Annotated in this window: 14 protein-coding genes; 7 read left to right on the forward strand and 7 right to left on the reverse strand. The window is 50.1% G+C overall.

What is annotated here, in order from left to right:
- Positions 1-76: 76 nt before the first annotated feature.
- Entirely contained in the window at positions 77-2,518 is a 2,442-nt protein-coding gene (locus tag CRO74_RS10950; RefSeq protein WP_097126118.1) for a TonB-dependent receptor, read from the forward strand.
- Positions 2,519-2,535: 17 nt separating this feature from the next.
- Here CRO74_RS10950 and porZ read toward each other — a convergent pair whose 3' ends face one another.
- Both porZ and CRO74_RS10960 read right to left on the reverse strand, forming a co-directional pair.
- Positions 2,536-4,803: a type IX secretion system anionic LPS delivery protein PorZ gene (porZ, locus tag CRO74_RS10955; RefSeq protein WP_245877819.1), complete on the reverse strand. Its 2,268-nt coding sequence runs from the start codon at positions 4,801-4,803 to the stop codon at positions 2,536-2,538.
- A gap of 37 nt (positions 4,804-4,840) precedes the next feature.
- Positions 4,841-5,470 carry a thymidine kinase gene (locus tag CRO74_RS10960; RefSeq protein WP_097126120.1) on the reverse strand — a complete coding sequence of 210 codons (630 nt, stop codon included), beginning with the start codon at positions 5,468-5,470 and terminating at the stop codon, positions 4,841-4,843.
- A 216-nt stretch (positions 5,471-5,686) separates the two neighbouring features.
- Here CRO74_RS10960 and CRO74_RS10965 point away from each other — a divergent pair, with 216 nt between their 5' ends.
- Both CRO74_RS10965 and CRO74_RS10970 read left to right on the forward strand, forming a co-directional pair.
- Positions 5,687-6,955 carry a DUF8457 domain-containing protein gene (locus CRO74_RS10965; RefSeq protein ID WP_097127068.1) on the forward strand — a complete coding sequence of 423 codons (1,269 nt, stop codon included), beginning with the start codon at positions 5,687-5,689 and terminating at the stop codon, positions 6,953-6,955.
- 94 nt (positions 6,956-7,049) lie between these two features.
- Positions 7,050-9,149: a ComEA family DNA-binding protein gene (locus CRO74_RS10970; protein ID WP_097126121.1), complete on the forward strand. Its 2,100-nt coding sequence runs from the start codon at positions 7,050-7,052 to the stop codon at positions 9,147-9,149.
- A gap of 237 nt (positions 9,150-9,386) precedes the next feature.
- On the opposite strand, the gene CRO74_RS10975 is transcribed toward CRO74_RS10970, so the two are convergent.
- Positions 9,387-10,133 carry an ABC transporter ATP-binding protein gene (locus CRO74_RS10975; protein WP_097126122.1) on the reverse strand — a complete coding sequence of 249 codons (747 nt, stop codon included), beginning with the start codon at positions 10,131-10,133 and terminating at the stop codon, positions 9,387-9,389.
- A 15-nt stretch (positions 10,134-10,148) separates the two neighbouring features.
- A complete protein-coding gene (locus CRO74_RS10980; protein ID WP_097126123.1) occupies positions 10,149-10,880 on the reverse strand; it encodes an MlaE family ABC transporter permease in 732 nt (243 codons plus the stop codon).
- A 172-nt stretch (positions 10,881-11,052) separates the two neighbouring features.
- On the opposite strand from CRO74_RS10980, the gene CRO74_RS10985 reads away from it, so the two are divergent.
- Both CRO74_RS10985 and CRO74_RS10990 read left to right on the forward strand, forming a co-directional pair.
- Positions 11,053-11,727, forward strand: coding sequence for an SDR family oxidoreductase (locus tag CRO74_RS10985; RefSeq protein ID WP_097127069.1), 675 nt, complete (start codon positions 11,053-11,055; stop codon positions 11,725-11,727).
- 143 nt (positions 11,728-11,870) lie between these two features.
- A complete protein-coding gene (locus tag CRO74_RS10990) occupies positions 11,871-12,785 on the forward strand; it encodes an ROK family protein (RefSeq protein ID WP_097126124.1) in 915 nt (304 codons plus the stop codon).
- 69 nt (positions 12,786-12,854) lie between these two features.
- On the opposite strand, the gene murB is transcribed toward CRO74_RS10990, so the two are convergent.
- Complete coding sequence (gene murB, locus CRO74_RS10995) at positions 12,855-13,880, reverse strand: UDP-N-acetylmuramate dehydrogenase (protein ID WP_097126125.1); 1,026 nt, start codon at positions 13,878-13,880, stop codon at positions 12,855-12,857.
- A 121-nt stretch (positions 13,881-14,001) separates the two neighbouring features.
- Between murB and CRO74_RS11000 the strand changes: the two genes are divergently transcribed.
- Together CRO74_RS11000 and gmd are read left to right on the forward strand one after the other, a co-directional pair.
- Positions 14,002-14,580 carry an SPOR domain-containing protein gene (locus tag CRO74_RS11000; RefSeq protein WP_245877820.1) on the forward strand — a complete coding sequence of 193 codons (579 nt, stop codon included), beginning with the start codon at positions 14,002-14,004 and terminating at the stop codon, positions 14,578-14,580.
- 81 nt (positions 14,581-14,661) lie between these two features.
- Positions 14,662-15,774 (forward strand): GDP-mannose 4,6-dehydratase, encoded by a 1,113-nt coding sequence (gmd, locus tag CRO74_RS11005; protein WP_097126126.1) that lies wholly within the window; start codon positions 14,662-14,664, stop codon positions 15,772-15,774.
- A 130-nt stretch (positions 15,775-15,904) separates the two neighbouring features.
- Here gmd and CRO74_RS11010 read toward each other — a convergent pair whose 3' ends face one another.
- Positions 15,905-17,425, reverse strand: a complete 1,521-nt coding sequence (locus tag CRO74_RS11010) for a Do family serine endopeptidase (protein WP_097126127.1) — start codon at positions 17,423-17,425, stop codon at positions 15,905-15,907.
- Positions 17,426-17,634: 209 nt separating this feature from the next.
- The gene (locus CRO74_RS11015) at positions 17,635-18,096 is read right to left on the reverse strand and encodes an Hsp20/alpha crystallin family protein (protein WP_097126128.1); all 462 of its coding nucleotides are present in this window, start codon (positions 18,094-18,096) and stop codon (positions 17,635-17,637) included.
- Positions 18,097-18,252 lie beyond the last annotated feature (156 nt).

Genomic DNA, 18,252 nt, shown 5'->3' on the forward strand with positions numbered 1-18,252 from the left:
GTCAACGCTATCAGCCCCAAGTCGATAAGCCTGAACAATGAACTGATTTACTGCCTTTTGCCTATAACCTGTCGTTATGAAAAACCTTTTCCTGATTGCTTTCTGGCTGATGCCATTATTGACGTTTGCTCAACTAAACCCAGGTCGTATCAGCGGTATACTCACCGACTCTACCACGACCAACACCGTTCCTTTTGCGACGGTGGCGCTACAAAACCCCAACGGAACCCTACTAAAAGGGGTCACTACGGATGAAAAGGGAAGTTTTTCTATTGAACAAATAGCTTTTGGCACGTATAAACTTGTCATTTCTTTTGTTGGCTATCGTAGCCGAACGATTGATAACATTGCGATTACCGCCGAAAAGCCGATTGTGACCTTACCGCCCACTACAATGGCGCTGGACAGCCGTAGTTTGAAGCAGGTGGATGTGGTTGGGCAAAAGGCATTGGTGGAAGACAAAGGCGACCGACTTGTGTATAACGCCGAGCGAGATGCGTCGAATACGGGTGGAACTGCCGCCGATGTACTGCGAAAAGTGCCCATGCTGACGGTTGATCTGGACGGTAACCTGAAAATGCGCGGGAGTGGCAACATCAAGGTGCTGGTCAACGGGAAGCCGTCGAGTATTATGGCGCGTAATCTGGCCGACGCACTGAAACAGATGCCTGCCAATAATATTAAGTCGGTAGAAGTGATCACCAGCCCCGGTGCCAAATACGATGCCGAAGGGTCGGCGGGGGTTATCAATATTATCACTAAAAAAGCGGTACAGGGAACGAACGGAACGGTCAATGCCACGGCGGGTAATCTGAATCGCTCGCTGGGCGGTAATTTAAACGTGAAGGGTAAAAAACTGGGGCTGGCTATTTCACTCAATGGCTACCAATACCGAAACATTGGCGAAAATACCAGTACCCGCACGTCGCTATCCGCTGGAGTGCCAACCAGTATTCTTCGCCAGAGTACTTACCGAGATAATACCGGCACCGGTGGCTATGGCGAGATGAGTCTCGATTACGACCCCGACACAACGAACCGGATTAATTTCTCGGCCAACGCCTGGGGCGGAAACTTTCCCATGAACAGCACCTTGGACAGCCGTCTGACCGATGCACAGGGTGGGTTGTTACAGGCGTATCACCGCGATATTCAATTCCGAAATCCCTACGGGAACACAGAGTTTAACCTCGGCTGGACCAAGTCGTTCAAAAAGCCGGGGCAGGAATTTTCCCTGCTGACGCAGTACGCCCGGATGCCGGACAACTATTACTACACCATCCGGCAAAACAACATGGGTTCGGAAGTGCCCACGTATCTGGAGCGCAGCACGAACCTGAGCCGCAACAACGAATACACGTTTCAGGCCGATTACACGCACCCGCTTACAGCACGTACCAAACGGGATACCCTCAATATTAAACTGGAAGCCGGAGCCAAAGCCATTCAGCGGAGTATCGGCAGTGAGTTTGTTGTTGAACAGGCAACCACCGGACTCGATGCCGATTATAAGCTCGATCCGAGCCGCTCCAACGATTTTATGTACGATCAACGGGTAGTATCCGGGTATACCTCTTTGAAAATCGATACAAAACGGAAGTGGAATTTGACGGCAGGGGCTCGTTTGGAGCATACAACCATATCGGGCGATTTTGTATCGACGAAGACCGCTTTCAATAGCCAGTATCAGAACCTGATTCCGAGTTTTACCCTGGCAAAAACCCTTCGGGAGAAACACACGGTTAAGGTCAGCTACACACAGCGAATTTCCCGACCGTTGATCTGGTACCTGAACCCGTTCCGCAACGCCAGTGACCCCAATAACATCCAGACGGGCAACCCATTCCTGAACCCTGAGCTGACTCATGCTACGGAACTGTCGTACAGTACATTCGGGAAAGAAGGCTCGTCGTTCAATGCGGCTCTGTTCTGGCGGCAAACAAACAACGCTATTGAATGGCTGTCGACGGTTAATCCACAGGGTGTTGCGCTAACGACGCCCCAGAACATTGGCCGTAATGCCAGCTACGGGGCCAATATGAACCTGACGCTTCAGCCGAGTAAGCAGCTTAATATGACCGTTAGCACCGATCTTACCTATGTAGACCTGACTAGTCTGGCTCTCAACCAGCGAACAAATGGCTGGGTCTGGAGTGTAAGCCCAAATGTATCGTATAAACTGCCCAAAGACCTTACGATACAGGCCAATGGCTATGTTGGCTCGGGTTGGATTTCCCTCCAAAGCCGGAACTCAGGCTGGTATTATTACGGTCTGTCGGCCAAGAAGGAGTTGATGGACAAGAAGATCACGCTGACGCTGAATGTCAATAACCCGTTCAACCGCAGTGTTCGGATAACTGGTGAGCAATTCGCTCCGAGTTTTACGGCGCAGAATACGTCAATGTTCGTCAATCGCTCGGTGCGGCTGACGCTGAGCTATAAGTTTGGCCAAATGAGTTCGGGGGGTAAACAGAGCCGGAAAATTCGCAACGACGATAGCAAAGGAGGAGGACAGTAAGCGCGACGGATGGGTTATTAACGAATAACGGCCAGCTTCCCGGCCAGCCCTTCTGAACCGTCGGCGGAGACAACCACAACCAGATAAATGCCCGTTTGGGCCATACGGCCCCGGTAATCGCGGAGGCTCCAGGTAGCGGTTCCCCCCTGCGACCGGGTTTCATAAACGAGTTGACCACCCGCGTCAAGGATTTTGACCGTTGCATTGTCAGTCAGGCCATTGATACCAACCGTACCCGTAAAGTCCGGGCGGACTGGGTTAGGGAAGATCGTTAGGTTGCTAAGCGCCGAAGCCGGTTCTGTAGCTGTGCCCTGGTAGGAAACCAGGCCATTTGGCCGGTCGGCCGTTCCGGTTTCGATGAACACTTTGCCGCTGATCGGCTCGATGGCCAGTGCCTGAACCATATTGTTTGGTAGAGGGCTGTTGGCTGCGGTAAATGTGTTGAGCAATTGTGAGCCGTCGGGCGCAACATGATACAGACCGCTCCGGGTACCCAGCCATTTTCGGTTGCCACCATCAACGGCAATGGCCGTAATAAGCTCACTGGCCAGCAACCGACGCCCGTTAATTACGGGAGGCTGGGCGTCAATGGCTACATCGAACGCGCCCGCCGGATTGTCGAAAACCGTTGGACCCAGATCCGTCCCTACCCAAATAGCCCCCGTCCGGTCTTTCGAGAGCGCCCGAATGGTGTTGGTCAATAAGCCGCCCTGCCCGGTGCCGGTGCCTAAAAACCGGATTCGATTCGTTTGGGGGTCAAAAACCTGCAAGCCGCCCCCTAGATCGGGACGAAGCCACAGAAAACCATTATCGTCGGGGACAATCTGGACGATGTTTGTTTGATTGACGGCCGGAAAGGACTGAAACTGTCCATCAGGTCGGCGAACGTGCAAAGTTGCCTGAGTAGACGTTGTTCGTCCGGTTGTGAGCCACAGGTTTCCGTCGATGTCAGAGGCCAGGCTGGTGATAAAGGGGCTAATCGTTGCGGGCAAGGCAACTGCCGTTGTGGCAACTACCGTTGTGGCCTGTCCGTCGATCTGGCTCCAGAGTCCTCCGCCGAAACTGCTCAGGTAAAGTTTTTGCTCGGCCGATATATAGGCGGCTGCATTGAACCCACGCGCCAGACCGGCAACCGGACTGCTAGCCCAGCGTTCAGCCGACACCGATAGCACATTTACCGGCGGCTGGCTACCCGAAAGCAGTGTGACGTCTAATGGACCGGTTGGCAAGGCGATCAGCGTTTGGGCGTATGTATACAGCTGGGCAAAGAAATCGCGGGTCGGACCTTCCGGTGTGATGCGCTGGAACGTACCGGCATTACCTGCCAGCAAACCGCTCGACGCGTCGGCAACCCATACCGTGGTGCCATCGACCAGTGCCTCCCGTGGGTCACTCAGTAAAGAACCCGTAACTGAACCAATACCCGGAGCCGTTACCGCCTGATTGGTCACCACCAGTAGTCCGGTCGCGCTCGGAAATTGCCGGATAAGTGGACTTGTGAGTGCCTGCGTCAGTACCCAGCCACCCGACTGTCGTTCATAAATCCCTTGTCCGTTGACGCTGGCCGACAATCGCCCCTGGTTGCTAACAATGGATTCAAGTTGTTGTCCCGGTTCGGGAACCGGCTTCCAGTTGGCGGGATCGGCGATATTTAGATTGGCCGCGAAACGCACCGCCCGAAGCCGACGGCCGGTATCCGTAACCCGTATTGGCGCGGTTAGAGCATAGAGGCTATCAGTAGTTGCGGCCGTTTGAAAGACAGGGAGGGGTGTTCCATCGGCTCGCTGACTGAAATACGTATCCCGGATTTCGTTCTTCAGCAAATCCAGAACAACAAGGCCGAAGTCGGTGCTCAGATACGCCGATGAGCCAACTCGATTGATGTGGTTGATGCCCCTTGCGATAGGTAGGGCCGAGGCCGTAACGATTGTGTTTACATTATTAACAGTGCCCGGCTCGTTGGTATCGGAAAGGTTCAAGAAGTCGATATTACCGTTTTGGTAGGCGATGAGCAGCCGCTTCTGGTCGGGTAGATACAACAGACGGCTGATGCCAATGTCGCTCAAACCATCCTGTTTGCCAAGCGTGGTTATCTCTCCATTGGTTTTACTGTAGTAGAAGAAACCGTTTTGGGTGGCCGCGTACACGGTTGTACCAACCACCGCCACAGAGCGTCCGGATTGGTAGCTAACGTGCGTTTGCCAGCTACCAATCTGGGCAAATGATGGATAACAAAGGAGGAATGATACCAGAAGTACGGGTAATAAAAGCCAGGATTGAATCAAGCTGTGCTTTATGTTAGTATACGAAAAATACAACTTCTCATGCATCCTTGTCGGCGTCTTCATAAGCCCACTCTTTTCTACCCGCATCTTTACCAAGATTAAAGCACCGTCGGCAGCGGGCTTCGTAACTATCCGTTTCGCCCAGAAGTACACGCTCTTTAGATGGCACTAGCCGATAAGAGTATTGAGCTATATCACCACATACAACGCATATGGCGTGGACTTTCGTGACGTACTCAGCAATGCTCAGTAGTTGAGGCATGCACCCAAAGGGCTTACCGGCAAAATCCATATCCAGTCCGGCAACGATAACTCGCTTTCCCTGATTGGCCAGTTGCGTACAGACATCGGTGATTTCCTGGTCGAAAAATTGAGCTTCGTCGATACCAACCACGTCACAATTTCCCGCTAAAGTTAAAATTTGGCCCGCTGTTTGCACAGGAATGGATGAAATCGTAATCGAAGAATGCGAAACGATATTTTCATCATGATATCGAGTGTCGAGAGCGGGTTTAACGATTTTGACATTCAGCTTCGCTATTTGGGCACGGGTAAGTCTGCGAATTAATTCTTCCGTTTTTCCGGAGAACATCGAGCCGCAGATTACTTCAATCCATCCGGTACGAAGATGAGGTGGTTCGCGACGACGGGAGGGTTCAATAAACATTGATATAGATCAAAAAGACTGATAAATACAGCCGGGTGGCCAACTCAACCATGGGGGACAATGAAGAATAGAAACGAATACTGTTTCATCTATCCACACGGCTTACCCATCGTTGGCTTAAACTATGGAGCAGAACCCGCTGCATTTGATTTCTTCATTGATAACAGCCGGTTTGTAGCCGAAAGTTATATATTTACAAAACAAAGGCTTTTCCTGATGTCGAACAAGTTTAACGCCAACGCCCTCTCTGAATACAGCAAGTCGTATGCCCGCCGGATCGCTTCTGACTTCTATCAGCAGCATTCTACAATGAACGGGCAGCAGATTTTATCGCTAACGCCTATTAGCCAGATCAATCTGTTTGTCATTAGTAGTTTATCTGACAAATGGCAGGCCGATGCGGCTAAGTTCCGCAGCCCTTATTTCGACTTTACGAATGAAGAGGTTCAGGAAGCTTTGCGCAACTTCATGAACGTGGTGTCGCAATATATTTCCGTTCGTCGTGAACATCTGGAACCACTTCTGGCCGACGCTACCCGCCGGGCCATTATCATGATTTTTGACCCCCGGGCCTATTTTGATGATATGCTCCGCAGCCAGCCGGAGTTTACCCTCACGGCCGATGCGCTGAAACAAGTCATCCGCTATACGAAAATAAATCAGTTCATTCCAACGCATATTCTGCAACGGATGAACGGGAAACCGTTCATCTATGCGACTCAGGCATTGACCTATCTGGATGAAGTGCTAACGCAGCGGGGACATGATGTAGAGAAATACGATACGTTTGTCGAACTCTTCTCGGAAAAATTACCGATGGACGTGTCGGTATTGTTACGAAGTCACGTGCCGGATGCTATCCTGGCGGCTCCGTTGCGGTCTTTCTTTGATACTGCAACCGAAGCCTCTGTTCCGCCCGCTCCCCTGGTGGCTCAGGAGCTAGCAACGACTGGCGCTGAACCTAAGCCAGCTGTTCCATCACACGCTTATTTTGAAACTGTTGTCAGCAATACGGAAGAGTCCAGTGCCCAGGGGGCAATGTTCTTGGGCGATACTGCCGGTCCGGAGCCGGTAGCACCAAGTACACAACCGTCGCAGTTGTCGGCAGCTGGCCCGGAAGTGCAACGCCCTGCGGCAGATACTGCCCGATCTGCGGGTACAGCTGATGCGCCCCCCACGCTGAATGACACTTTGCGCGAAGCTACTTTCTCTGAACCGACGACCGTTGCCGAAACGTTTCACCGGGCACCCATCGAAAGTATTGCGCGGAGTATCTCGCTAAACCAGAAGTTCCGGTTTATAAACCAACTTTTCAATGGCAATGCCAGCGCCTACAATCAGGCTGTAGAAGAGATTGATACGCTCAACAATTATGGTCAGGCGCTCGATTTGATTTCGTACCGCTACGCGTCGCAATACCTTTGGGATATGAGCAGCGATGAAGTAAGTGAACTGGTCGAAATTCTGAAGCGTCGGTTTGCATAAAATTTTAACAAGTATACTTCTGGGGTAAGTTTGTGGCTTTGTTGTCCTGCGTCCGTCTAAGTTCGTATGTGTAACTTATTTATCACAAAGGGCTTTGCGGCTTATCTACCTGTTTGCGGTTACCGGTTGGCTAATCGCTTCTCCGGCTTTTTCACAAAGTAACAGACCCAGCAACCGGGAGGCAGAGCCATCGGCTGATGCCTTGAATCGGTATTTGCAGGATTTATTTCCGGTACAGACGGAAGGGATCGACTATGCCGCTGTCTACGACGCGCTGACGCAACTCTACGCCAATCCAATAGACCTGAATTTGGCCACCCGCGATGAGCTGGAAGCTACTTACCTGCTCTCCGAACGCCAGTTAAGTAATCTGGCCGCTTATCGCGCTGAATTTGGTGATTTACTGTCTATCAACGAGCTACAGGCCGTTCCGGATTTCGACTTGCCCACCATCCGGAAACTATTGCCCTTTGTAACAATAACTGGCACTCCAGGCTTGTTTGGTGCCTTGCCCACACCCACGGATAACTACCTGATTTTGCGCTACGAACAGGTATTGGAACAGCAAAAAGGCTTTTCGGAAGCAACTCCCGATAAAAAAGGGAATCTCCCAACTCGTTATCTGGGTAGCTCGGGCCAATGGTACGCCCGCTACCGCTACAGCCGTCCCCGCGCCTTTAGCCTTGGGTTAACGGTGGAAAAAGACCCCGGCGAAATGATAAACTGGCAACCATCGGCACGTCAGTATGGGGCCGATTACATATCGTTTCATGCACAATTGCAAAATCGGGGTAAATGGCGAAACATTCTGCTGGGTGATTATCAATTACAAATCGGACAGGGGCTGGTGCTATCGGCGGGCTTTGTCCTGGGCAAAAGTGCCGAAACGGTACAGACCGTCCGCCGACCGACGCTGGGTGCCCGTCCTTACACTTCCCTCTCCGAATACGGTTATTTTCGGGGTATATCGGCTACCTATGCCGTTCACAGAAACATCGACCTGACGGTTATGGCAGCTCGCAACCGGCGCGATGCGAACACGGCTGCGGATAGCCTGGGAACGGGTATCGTGGCGACGTCTCTGCAAACATCCGGCTTGCACCGAACGCTATCTGAACTGGACGACCGGGGTAGCCAGCTCGAAACAAACGTCGGCTTTCACTTACTTTACCATACCCGTAGCCAGCAGCAAGTTGGCCTGACGGTCCTGCAAACGACGTTCGATACGTTTTTTCAACGGCGTAATTTGCCTTATAACCGATATGAGTTTACGGGTACCCGAAACCTGGTGGTTGGTTTGCACGGCGGGTACATCCGGCATAACTGGAACCTGTTCGGCGAAGTGGCCCACAGCAGTGGTTCCGCTACGAATTCGGGTGGTATAGGGGCCGTTGCGGGGGCGTTGGCGAGTTTAACGAAAAAGCTTGATCTGGCCATTACACTTCGGCATTACGACCGGAACTTCCATAGTTTTTACAGCAACGGGTTTAGCGAAGGCAGTCGCACAATCAATGAGTCAGGGGCTTATGTAGGTCTGAAATACACGGTTTATCGAAAGCTGTCGGTGGGTGGGTTTGTTGATTATTTCCGCTTCCCGTGGCTAAAGTATTTGGTAGATAGGCCGTCTAGGGGGTTCGATTATCTACTCCAGATCCGGTATACACCCAACCGGCAAACGGCCTTTTACGGTGTCTATCACGAAGAGCATAAAGAGAAAAACCTCACTGTCGATAAAGTAAAAGTGGTTGTTGGTACCACTCGTCTTAGTTATGCACTCAATGCCGATTATACCCTGATACCTGGTCTGAGGCTTCGGTCAAGGATGCAGTGGGGTGGGTTTCGCTACGCTGGTCAGCCGGCGTCGCTTGGGTTTGCAGTGGTGCAGGATGCCACGCTGGAAGTGAAACGACTAAGTTTGAGTGGCCGGGTAGCTTTGTACGGGACGGACGATTACGACAGCCGCCAGTATGTGTACGAGCGGGATGTGCTCTATGCTTTCTCCTTTCCAGCCTATTATAATCGGGGTGTCCGGCATTATGTGCTGGCTCAATATAACCTGAGCCGCCATCTGGACATCTGGGTTCGCTGGGCCAGAACTAACCTCACTAATCAGGATACCGTTGGCTCCGACCTCGACCAGATCAATGCGCCCCACAAGTCGGAAGTGAAAGTGCAGGCCCGCTGGCGTTTTTAAGCGGATTATTGGTTTAATTACTATCTTAATAATGAACAATTCTAACGCTGATGAAGAAAGCAAAAGAGATCGAATTGAACGACTACCACAAAGCGCGGAACGAGCGATTAATCCGAATAGTCTCCGGACAGCCCTTGATGTCGCAAGAGGAGTTCATCGAGCAAACGCGTCGGTTAGCCCGGCAATCCAACAAGGTCATTTTGATCCGATCATCTACCTCACAAAATAGGGTTCCACTTATTTCTCCATTTCCCGGATCAACTTATTGGCGTTGATGAACTCGTTCAACTCGTTCACGCCCGACTTCGTAAGGGTGCTGCTGTCGCCCTGCCAGAGTTTCTTTCCTTCGTAGAGAAACATGATTTGTTCACCAATCTCCATCATCGAGTTCATATCGTGCGTAATGACAACGGTCGTTATCTGATACTCGTCGGTAATTTCGGAGATAAGTTGGTCGATCTTGATCGACGTGAGTGGATCGAGGCCCGAGTTAGGTTCATCGCAAAACAGGTATTTGGGATTAAGGACAATAGCGCGGGCAATACCTACCCGTTTTTTCATCCCACCACTAATTTCAGACGGCATCCGATCTCCTGCATTTTCCAGCCCTACGCGTCGCAGGCATTCCTGAGCGCGGTCAACTTTCTCACTTTCCGACTGTTCGGTAAGCATATCGAGCGGAAACCGGACATTTTCCAGCACCGTTTTGGAATCGAACAGCGCCGATCCCTGAAACAGGACGCCCATTTCCCGACGAATGGCCTTCTGCTCATTTAAATCACTGGTCAGGAAGTTACGTCCGTCATACAACACTTCGCCCGTATCGGGTGCAATCAGGCCAATCATGCATTTGAGCAACACGCTTTTACCAGTGCCACTGCCACCAATAATCAAACTGGTGTCACCGGGTTTGAAACTACCGTCGATACCAGCCAGCACTTGTCGGTCCCCGAATGATTTCGTTATGTTTTTAATGTCGATCATTCTCGCATTCAAAATTTACGTAAGTAACAACTGGGTCAGAACGAAGTCGGCGGCAACGATGGCGATACAACTGTTGGTAACGGCCGATGTCGAAGCAGCACCTACTTCGAGTGCTCCCCCGCTAACGTTATAGCCCTGAAAGGCTGAGATCGTTGAAATCAGGAACGCAAACACCACGGTTTTGATGAGGGCAAATACAACACCGAAAGGCTTGTAATCGAAACGAAGCCCGTTTACGTATTCTTCCGCTGAAATAACACCCGCCAGTGTGCCGGCAATATAGCCGCCCAGAATGGCCAGAAAAGCCGCCATAATAACCAGCAGCGGAAACATCAGCACCGATGCAATAACCTTTGGAAGAATTAGATAAGAACTCGAATTGATGCCCATCACTTCCAGCGCATCGACCTGTTCGGTAATACGCATCGTACCCAGTTCACTGGCAATGTTGGACCCAACTTTACCAGCCAGGACAATGCAGGACAGTGTTGGGGCCAATTCCAGAATGGAACTGTCGCGAACGATCAGCGCAATAATATACTTCGGCACAAACGGGTTGGTGAGGTTGTAAGCCGTTTGAACGCAGGTAACGGCCCCGATAAAGATGTTAACCAGGGCGACGATGAAAATAGAGCCAACACCAATGGAGGTACATTCATTTAAAATCAGGCCGAGGTAAACACTGAGTTTTTCCCGATTGCGGAAAAGAGTGCCTAAAAAGAGAAAGTAACTGCCTATTCGTGACATAAAAGCGTGTAGAAAATCGATTGAATCTTGTCAGGGAGGTTCTGATAGTATTCATTCGGGAGAACCCTAGTAAAGACAGAATGGTTTCTGACGTAACTTGCAGCCTCGTTTATCCCGGATGTTAACCGCTAATAAGCTAGCTAATGGGTATAAAACAGATCATGTTTCGTATATGAATCCATTAGTTGTTGTAACCGGTGGCTCAAAAGGCATCGGACGCGCCATTGCCAACCGATTTATTGCCGAGGGCTTCGATGCCGTCGTTTGTGCCCGTTCGGTAGAGAATGTGGAAGGGCCGGGCCTTTTCCCCTTTGCGGCCGATTTATCCACCCGCGATGGCGTCAATAGTCTGCTTACGTACATTCATTCCCTGCAACGACCCGTTGATGTGCTGGTCAATAATACCGGTGTGTTTCAGCCGGGGCAGATTCATAACGAAGCAGAGGGGACCTTTGAGCAGCTTATGAATACCAATGTGGCAAGCGCTTACCACCTCACACGGGGCCTGGTGGGCGATATGATTGCCCGTCGGCGGGGACATATTTTTATGATGTGTTCAACCGCCAGTATAACGGCCTATACCAACGGAGGCTCTTACTGCATCTCAAAATTCGCCTTGCTGGGCATGAGTCGCGTTCTGCGCGAAGAGCTGAAACCGCATGATGTGAAGGTGACTGCTATACTGCCCGGTGCTACACTAACAGCCAGCTGGGAGGGAACCGAACTGCCCGAAGATCGCTTCCTGAAGGCCGACGACGTTGCCGATAGCGCCTGGGCTGCTTACAGTCTTTCCAAAAGTGCTGTCATCGAAGAGATCTTAATTCGCCCTCAACTGGGCGATATTTAACTAAAGTCAACGCGCCGTAAACGAAGTAAGCAGGTGAACCACCGGTAACAAATGCCCAACCACCACCTACTTTTCGTATCTTGCGCCTAATTCATCCGTTCCTGACCTGATAACTGTTCACTATTAACTGATTATTATTACGAATGGCTTCCGTTGAGTATTTGGGTATTGACGTCGGCGGTACGAACGTCAAAATGGGTATTGTCGATGCAAATACCGGTAAAATCTCCAATTTTTATAGCCACGATACCATCAGCTGGCGGGAATCGGGTCACTTTGTCGATCGCTTCGGCGACGCAGTTGCCTTACAATTGTTATCGAATAAAGACGTAAAAAAGGTTGGTATCGGCTTGCCCGGTATGATCAACCGCGAGCGCACGATTCCCCTTGAAATTACGGCAATTCCCGAGATCAACGGTACACCGATGGTTGATTTGTTGAGCAAGCGATTCCCGGGGACTCAGTTTTTTCTGGCTAACGATGCTAATGCAGCCGCCCTGGGCGAATACTACTTTGCCGAAGAGAAGATAACGGAGAACTATATTTTCATCACCCTCGGAACGGGTGTTGGCGGTGCGGCTATTATCAATAAAAAGATCTTTACGGGTGGTGATGGCAACGCTATGGAACCCGGCCATATTCCTTCTCGCCACGGGCGGGTGCTGGAACGTAACATTGGCAAAAAAGAACTCCTGGACTTAGCCAACGAGCGTCGGCGCGATTACAAAGGCGAAACGCAACTACCTGCCGACGATAGCATCTCAACAACGGGTTTGGTAGCGGCTGCCGCTGAAGGTGATGAACTGGCGCTTCAAATCTGGACCGAGGTGGGCGAAATGCTGGGCGAAGGCTTGGCCGCTCTCATTAAAATACTGGATATAAAACAGGTATTGATTGGCGGGGGACTTTCGGCCTCGTTTGATTACATCTTACCTGCCGTTAATAAAACACTCGATTACTGGCTCAATCCGTATTACAAAAATGGGTTAAGCATTAAGCGCGCTACCTTAGGGAACGATGCAGGTCTGCTGGGGGCTGCTTCGCTCTGTTTTGACTAAAATCTGAAAGTCGCAAACGAAAAGAAGGACCAACAAGCACTTGTTGGTCCTTCTTTTCGTTTGCGACTTTCAGATTACATTTACTTCTGGCGTAATTGTTATACCAAATTTGGCTTGTACGGACTCTTGCACCCGTTTGGCAAGTGCCAGAATATCATCGCCCGTGGCGTTACCGTAGTTGACCAATACGAGTGCCTGTTTGGCATGAACGCCCGCGTCGCCGGTACGGTAGCCTTTCCAGCCAGCCTGTTCAATAAGCCAGCCCGCCGGAATCTTCACCACCTCGTCGCCCAGCTGGTAGCCGGGTATGGTTGGGAACTCGTTTTTTAGCGCGTCAAACTGGACTTTCGGGATTTCCGGATTTTTGAAGAAGCTTCCCGCATTGCCAATCTGTGCCGGGTCGGGGAGTTTGCTCCGCCGAATCCGGATCACGGCTTCGCTGATGGCTTTGATCGAAAGTGTATCGTCTGATACGCCCATCTCAGCCAGTGTTTCCTGAATAGCCCCATAACGGGTATGAAACGTCGGTTGCTTATCGAGCTGAAACGTAACACTCGTAATGATATACTGGCCTTTCAACTCCCGCTTGAAAACGCTTTCCCGGTAACCGAACGCACAGTCTGCATGGGTAAACGTCTTTCGCTCTCCGGTGCGTATATGAATAGCAGTAAGCGACTCAAACACCTGTTCCAGCTCAACACCGTAAGCGCCAATATTCTGCATTGGCGCTGCCCCAACGGTACCCGGAATAAGGGAAAGATTTTCCATACCCGCGTAGCCCTGTTTGACACAAAACTGTACCAGTTCATGCCAGCCAACACCCGCTCCGGAGGTCAGATAAACATGCGTATCGTCTTCACGTACAACATCAATACCCTGAATGCTGATTTTGACGACCAGGCCGCTGAAATCACGGCACAGCAGGACATTACTGCCACCCCCCAGAATTAGTTTGGGCTGGTCAATAAACTCAGTTAGCTGAAGTAACGTCCGGAGATCTTCTTCATGACTAATCTCAACCCAATACCGCGCCTTGGCATCAATTCCGAATGTATTATAGGGTTTGAGCGAAACGTGGCTTCGTAAATTTAGCATGTAGTTTACATGATGAATGCCCAAAATTAACCAAAATAGAGGAGGGCTTCATAGGGTTGCCCAACGTTTAGGGTATTACAATGACAAAAAGGTTATTTTTGTCTCTTACAAAAGACTAGTTATGAAGGGTAAACTTGGCGGTATACTTGTTTTGGGTTTGCTAATGATGGGCTGTGCCAGCAACCGCTCCGTTACGTCGGGCCGGTCTACGGTTGATTACAATAGTTACAACGAAGATTTATCGTCAGTACGACCTGTTTACCGGCCTACTTCAGTATCCTCTGGTAAAGTAACTACACCAATACCAACTACAACTCCAGTTCCTACTGCCCGAAAACCAGAAAATCGGAAACCTGCGGCACCTATTGAGGCCATGCATATTAATCGACGACTCGATATGGTACTCGATACCATTGCTGCGCAAAATCGGTCGATACGCTATGCCCCTGGCTTTCGTATCCAGGTATATGTAGGTACGCAACGCCAGGAAGTTGATGCCATGCGGCAGCTTATTACGCAAAACTTCCCGGAGTTGAGCCCCTATTTAAGCTATAACCAACCAACGTACCGACTGAAGATCGGCGACTTTATGCGACGTATGGATGCCGAACGTTACTATGCATTAGTTAAACGGATGATTGACTCTGCTCAACTCCAACCGGACAAAGTTGACATACGGCGGAGCCTGTCGATAAAATAAGCTACAGACTTTTAGTAACATAGGCTATCTTTGAGGATATAATGGAAATTTAGGAATTGGCCACGCCAGTTATCGAATGCTATGAAAAAAGCGTTAATTACCGGAGTTACCGGACAAGATGGGGCTTATTTGGCCGAGTTACTGTTAGCAAAAGGATATGAAGTACACGGTATCAAACGCCGTAGTTCACTTTTCAACACGCAACGGATTGATCACATGTATGAAGATCCGCATGAGAAAAGCGTACATTTTAAGCTTCATTATGGTGATTTATCAGATTCGACTAACATTATTCGGATTATCCAGGAAATTCAGCCCGACGAGATTTATAACCTCGGTGCCATGTCGCACGTACGGGTTAGTTTCGATGAGCCAGAGTACACGGCTCAGGTAGATGGTATTGGTACGCTGCGTATTCTGGAAGCAGTCCGGTTGCTTGGTTTAACCGAAAAGACGCGTATTTATCAGGCATCTACATCTGAACTGTACGGTGGCGTTCAGGGTCATGCACAGTCCGAAACAACTCCTTTCTACCCGCGCTCTCCCTATGCCGTAGCCAAGCTTTATGGTTACTGGATTACGGTCAACTACCGGGAAGCTTACAACATGTATGCCTGCAATGGTATCCTGTTCAACCACGAATCACCGCTACGGGGCGAAACCTTCGTAACCCGCAAAATTACCCGCGCTGTGGCTCGAATTGGGCTGGGCCTTCAGGATAAAGTGTATCTGGGTAATCTTGACTCCCTCCGCGATTGGGGCCATGCTAAAGATTATGTAGAAGCCATGTACCTGATTCTTCAGCAGGAAAAGCCCGAAGATTTCGTTATCGCGACGGGTGTAACAACCAGCGTTCGGGATTTTGTGCGGATGTCGTTCGCTGAAATCGGTGTTGAGTTGGAGTTTACGGGTGAAGGCGTTGCAGAAGTAGGCACTGTTGTGAGTTCAACAAATCCTGATTTCGTCGTTGAAGTCGGCAAGGCCGTTGTTTGTATCGACCCACGCTATTTCCGTCCAACCGAAGTGGATTTACTCTTGGGTGATCCAACCAAAGCGATGACCCAGCTGAACTGGAAACCCAAATACGACCTTCCAGCGCTGGTGAAAGACATGATGAGCGCTGACATTGACCTGTTCCGCCGTGATCAACTCCTCGCCAACAGTGGCCATCAGGTTCTGAATTACTTTGAGTAAACTAGTCAGTAAGTGATTTTCTGCGCGGTCGGGTTCTCAAACCCGACCGCTTTTTTGTTCACTTTGTATACAAAAAAAGCGTCGGGTTTAAGAACCCGACGCTACTTACTGACTTACAACTTATCGACTATTACACCGGCACTGCGTAGTAGTACATCCGTGAACTGTTGGGGTACATACCAATCAGCATCAGGCCTTCGCCTTCTTTCACGGTCGACATAATGGCTTGCAGGTCTTTGGTCGTTTTGACGTTCTTACCGTTTGCTTTTACGATAATGAAACCTTCTTCAACATCGGTTTCAGCTAACTTGCCATCCGTAATTTTCTTAACCCGCACCCCGCCGGTAACACCGAGTTGTTTGGCTTCCTGAGCAGATAGTTCTTCGAAACTGGCACCCAGTGTGCTTAATGAGGTATTAGCTGCGGTAACGTCCGCCTTTTTGATCACATCGCGCCCGCCATTACGGTTACGAAGCTCCACTTTAAAGTCGCGTTCGGTACCATCCCGGTTAACGGTTACGTTCACGACATCGCCCGGACGACGACGACCGATAATTTCACGCATCTGCGCGTCCGAATCCAGCGGTTGTCCTTCCATTTTTACGATAACGTCACCTTTTTTCAGACCTGCGGCTTCAGCAGCGCCTTTCTCAACAACGCTCTCCACGTAAATGCCACGGCCGATTTTTGCCCCTTTCTCTTTAGCCACCGTGCTGTTCAACTCGATTGGCAGAATGCCGATATAACCGCGTTGCACGTTACCATATTTGAGCAGGTCGGCAGAAACTTTCTTCACGAGCGATACCGGTACGGCGAAACCGTAGCCACTGTAATAACCCGTTGCCGAAGCGATAGCGGAGTTGATGCCAACTAATTCGCCACGAAGGTTAACCAGAGCACCACCCGAGTTACCAGGGTTGATGGCAGCATCCGTCTGAATAAAGGCTTCAACCGGTGAATCGGGTTTTGCATCCGTTTTGCTGATATTCTGGTCGAGGATACCAATCCGGCGACCTTTGGCACTAACGATACCGGCCGTAACGGTCGATTCCAGATCGAGCGGGTAACCAACGGCCAATACCCATTCGCCTAATTTCAGGGCATCAGAATCCCCCAGCGTAATAGCTGGCAGATTGTTAGCTTCTACTTTAATAACGGCAAGGTCGGTCAGTGGGTCGGTACCAATTACTTTCGCTTTAAAGCTGCGTTTGTCGGTCATGATCACTTCAACCTCATCGGCATCCTGTACCACGTGGTTGTTCGTTACAATATAACCGTCCTTGCTGATGATCACACCCGAGCCAGATGCCTGACCCTGCTGACGGCGAGGTTGCCGCTGACCACCACCAAATTCATCACCAAAGAACTCCCGGAAAATGTCGGGAACCTGTTGCTGGCGTACAGTACGGGTCATGGTCGTGCGAATGTGTACAACCATTGGCGATACGGCTTCGGCGGCCGTGGAGAAATCACCCGGTGCAGCGTTTGGTCCACCGGGCATCGATGCCAGACGGCCTGTTATCTGCTGAATAGGCGACGCTTCGTTAAAAATCACATCCCGGTTGTTGAATCCCAACAGGTTGTAAGCGGCCAGCGTTATGGCACTCGACAGGAGTGCCATCAACGCTAATAATTTCCAGTTGCTTTTCATAGTTAATGGGAAAATCTAAATACTCTCTTTTTGTGTTATGGCCAGATGTTGTCTGCTGGTAATATAACGGAAAGAAGCTTCCGAAAAATCCGGGTCTTGTGCGTCCTTAACAAAATTTAACAGCAGTTTGTTAAGGCGCTTTTTGATTGACGAAAAGCCCGTGGGCTATGTACTCACGGGCTTTTCGAAATTACGGTTAATCTACCTAATTAACCGCCAATCTCAATCTGCCGGGGTGGTTTAACTTTGGCTTCCTCTCGCTTAGGGATGCCTATTTTCAACACACCATCTGTGTAAGACGCCTGAATGTTGTCGGCATCTACTGAGGTAGGCAGTGTAAACGTCCGTTGGAAAGATGAATAGCTAAATTCCCGGCGCGTATACCGTTCGTTGTTTTTGTCGTGCTCTTCTTTATGGGTCTCTTGAGAACCTGAAATCGTTAGGTTGTTATGATTCAGGTTGAGCTTGAAGTCTTCTTTCTTAAGGCCCGGTGCGGCTACTTCGATCCGGAACCCATCCTGGTGTTCGACCACGTTTACGGCAGGAACGCTTGCTACGCCAGCGCCATTCGTGTTAAACAAGTCGTTCATGTCGCGGCCGAATCGAAACGCCGATGCGAAATCCTCGACCAACAGGGGTAAGTGGTTGTTCGTGCGCATTAACGGATTCATGACTAATTAAGATTTTAAGTTGAGAATTAGTTAATAGGTTCTGACAGGTATTTTTCAAACTTTATGCCATAGACCAAAACGGCTGGTTTTCGGCAATTTTGTCATTCATATAGTAAGGAAAAGGGGTTAATTGCGCCAAAATGGCGGATATAAGCA

This window comes from Spirosoma fluviale, assembly GCF_900230225.1.
Classification (GTDB): domain Bacteria; phylum Bacteroidota; class Bacteroidia; order Cytophagales; family Spirosomataceae; genus Spirosoma; species Spirosoma fluviale.

Bases quoted from the DNA above. Each gene is read 5' to 3' on its own strand.
- murB (WP_097126125.1), bottom strand. From the start codon at position 13,880: ATGCTAAATTTACGAAGCCACGTTTCGCTCAAACCCTATAATACATTC.
- CRO74_RS10960 (WP_097126120.1), bottom strand. From the start codon at position 5,470: ATGTTTATTGAACCCTCCCGTCGTCGCGAACCACCTCATCTTCGTACC.
- CRO74_RS10985 (WP_097127069.1), top strand. From the start codon at position 11,053: ATGAATCCATTAGTTGTTGTAACCGGTGGCTCAAAAGGCATCGGACGC.
- CRO74_RS10965 (WP_097127068.1), top strand. From the start codon at position 5,687: ATGTCGAACAAGTTTAACGCCAACGCCCTCTCTGAATACAGCAAGTCG.
- CRO74_RS10975 (WP_097126122.1), bottom strand. From the start codon at position 10,133: ATGATCGACATTAAAAACATAACGAAATCATTCGGGGACCGACAAGTG.
- CRO74_RS11015 (WP_097126128.1), bottom strand. From the start codon at position 18,096: ATGAATCCGTTAATGCGCACGAACAACCACTTACCCCTGTTGGTCGAG.
- CRO74_RS10990 (WP_097126124.1), top strand. From the start codon at position 11,871: ATGGCTTCCGTTGAGTATTTGGGTATTGACGTCGGCGGTACGAACGTC.
- CRO74_RS10950 (WP_097126118.1), top strand. From the start codon at position 77: ATGAAAAACCTTTTCCTGATTGCTTTCTGGCTGATGCCATTATTGACG.
- CRO74_RS10980 (WP_097126123.1), bottom strand. From the start codon at position 10,880: ATGTCACGAATAGGCAGTTACTTTCTCTTTTTAGGCACTCTTTTCCGC.
- CRO74_RS11000 (WP_245877820.1), top strand. From the start codon at position 14,002: ATGAAGGGTAAACTTGGCGGTATACTTGTTTTGGGTTTGCTAATGATG.
- CRO74_RS11010 (WP_097126127.1), bottom strand. From the start codon at position 17,425: ATGAAAAGCAACTGGAAATTATTAGCGTTGATGGCACTCCTGTCGAGT.
- gmd (WP_097126126.1), top strand. From the start codon at position 14,662: ATGAAAAAAGCGTTAATTACCGGAGTTACCGGACAAGATGGGGCTTAT.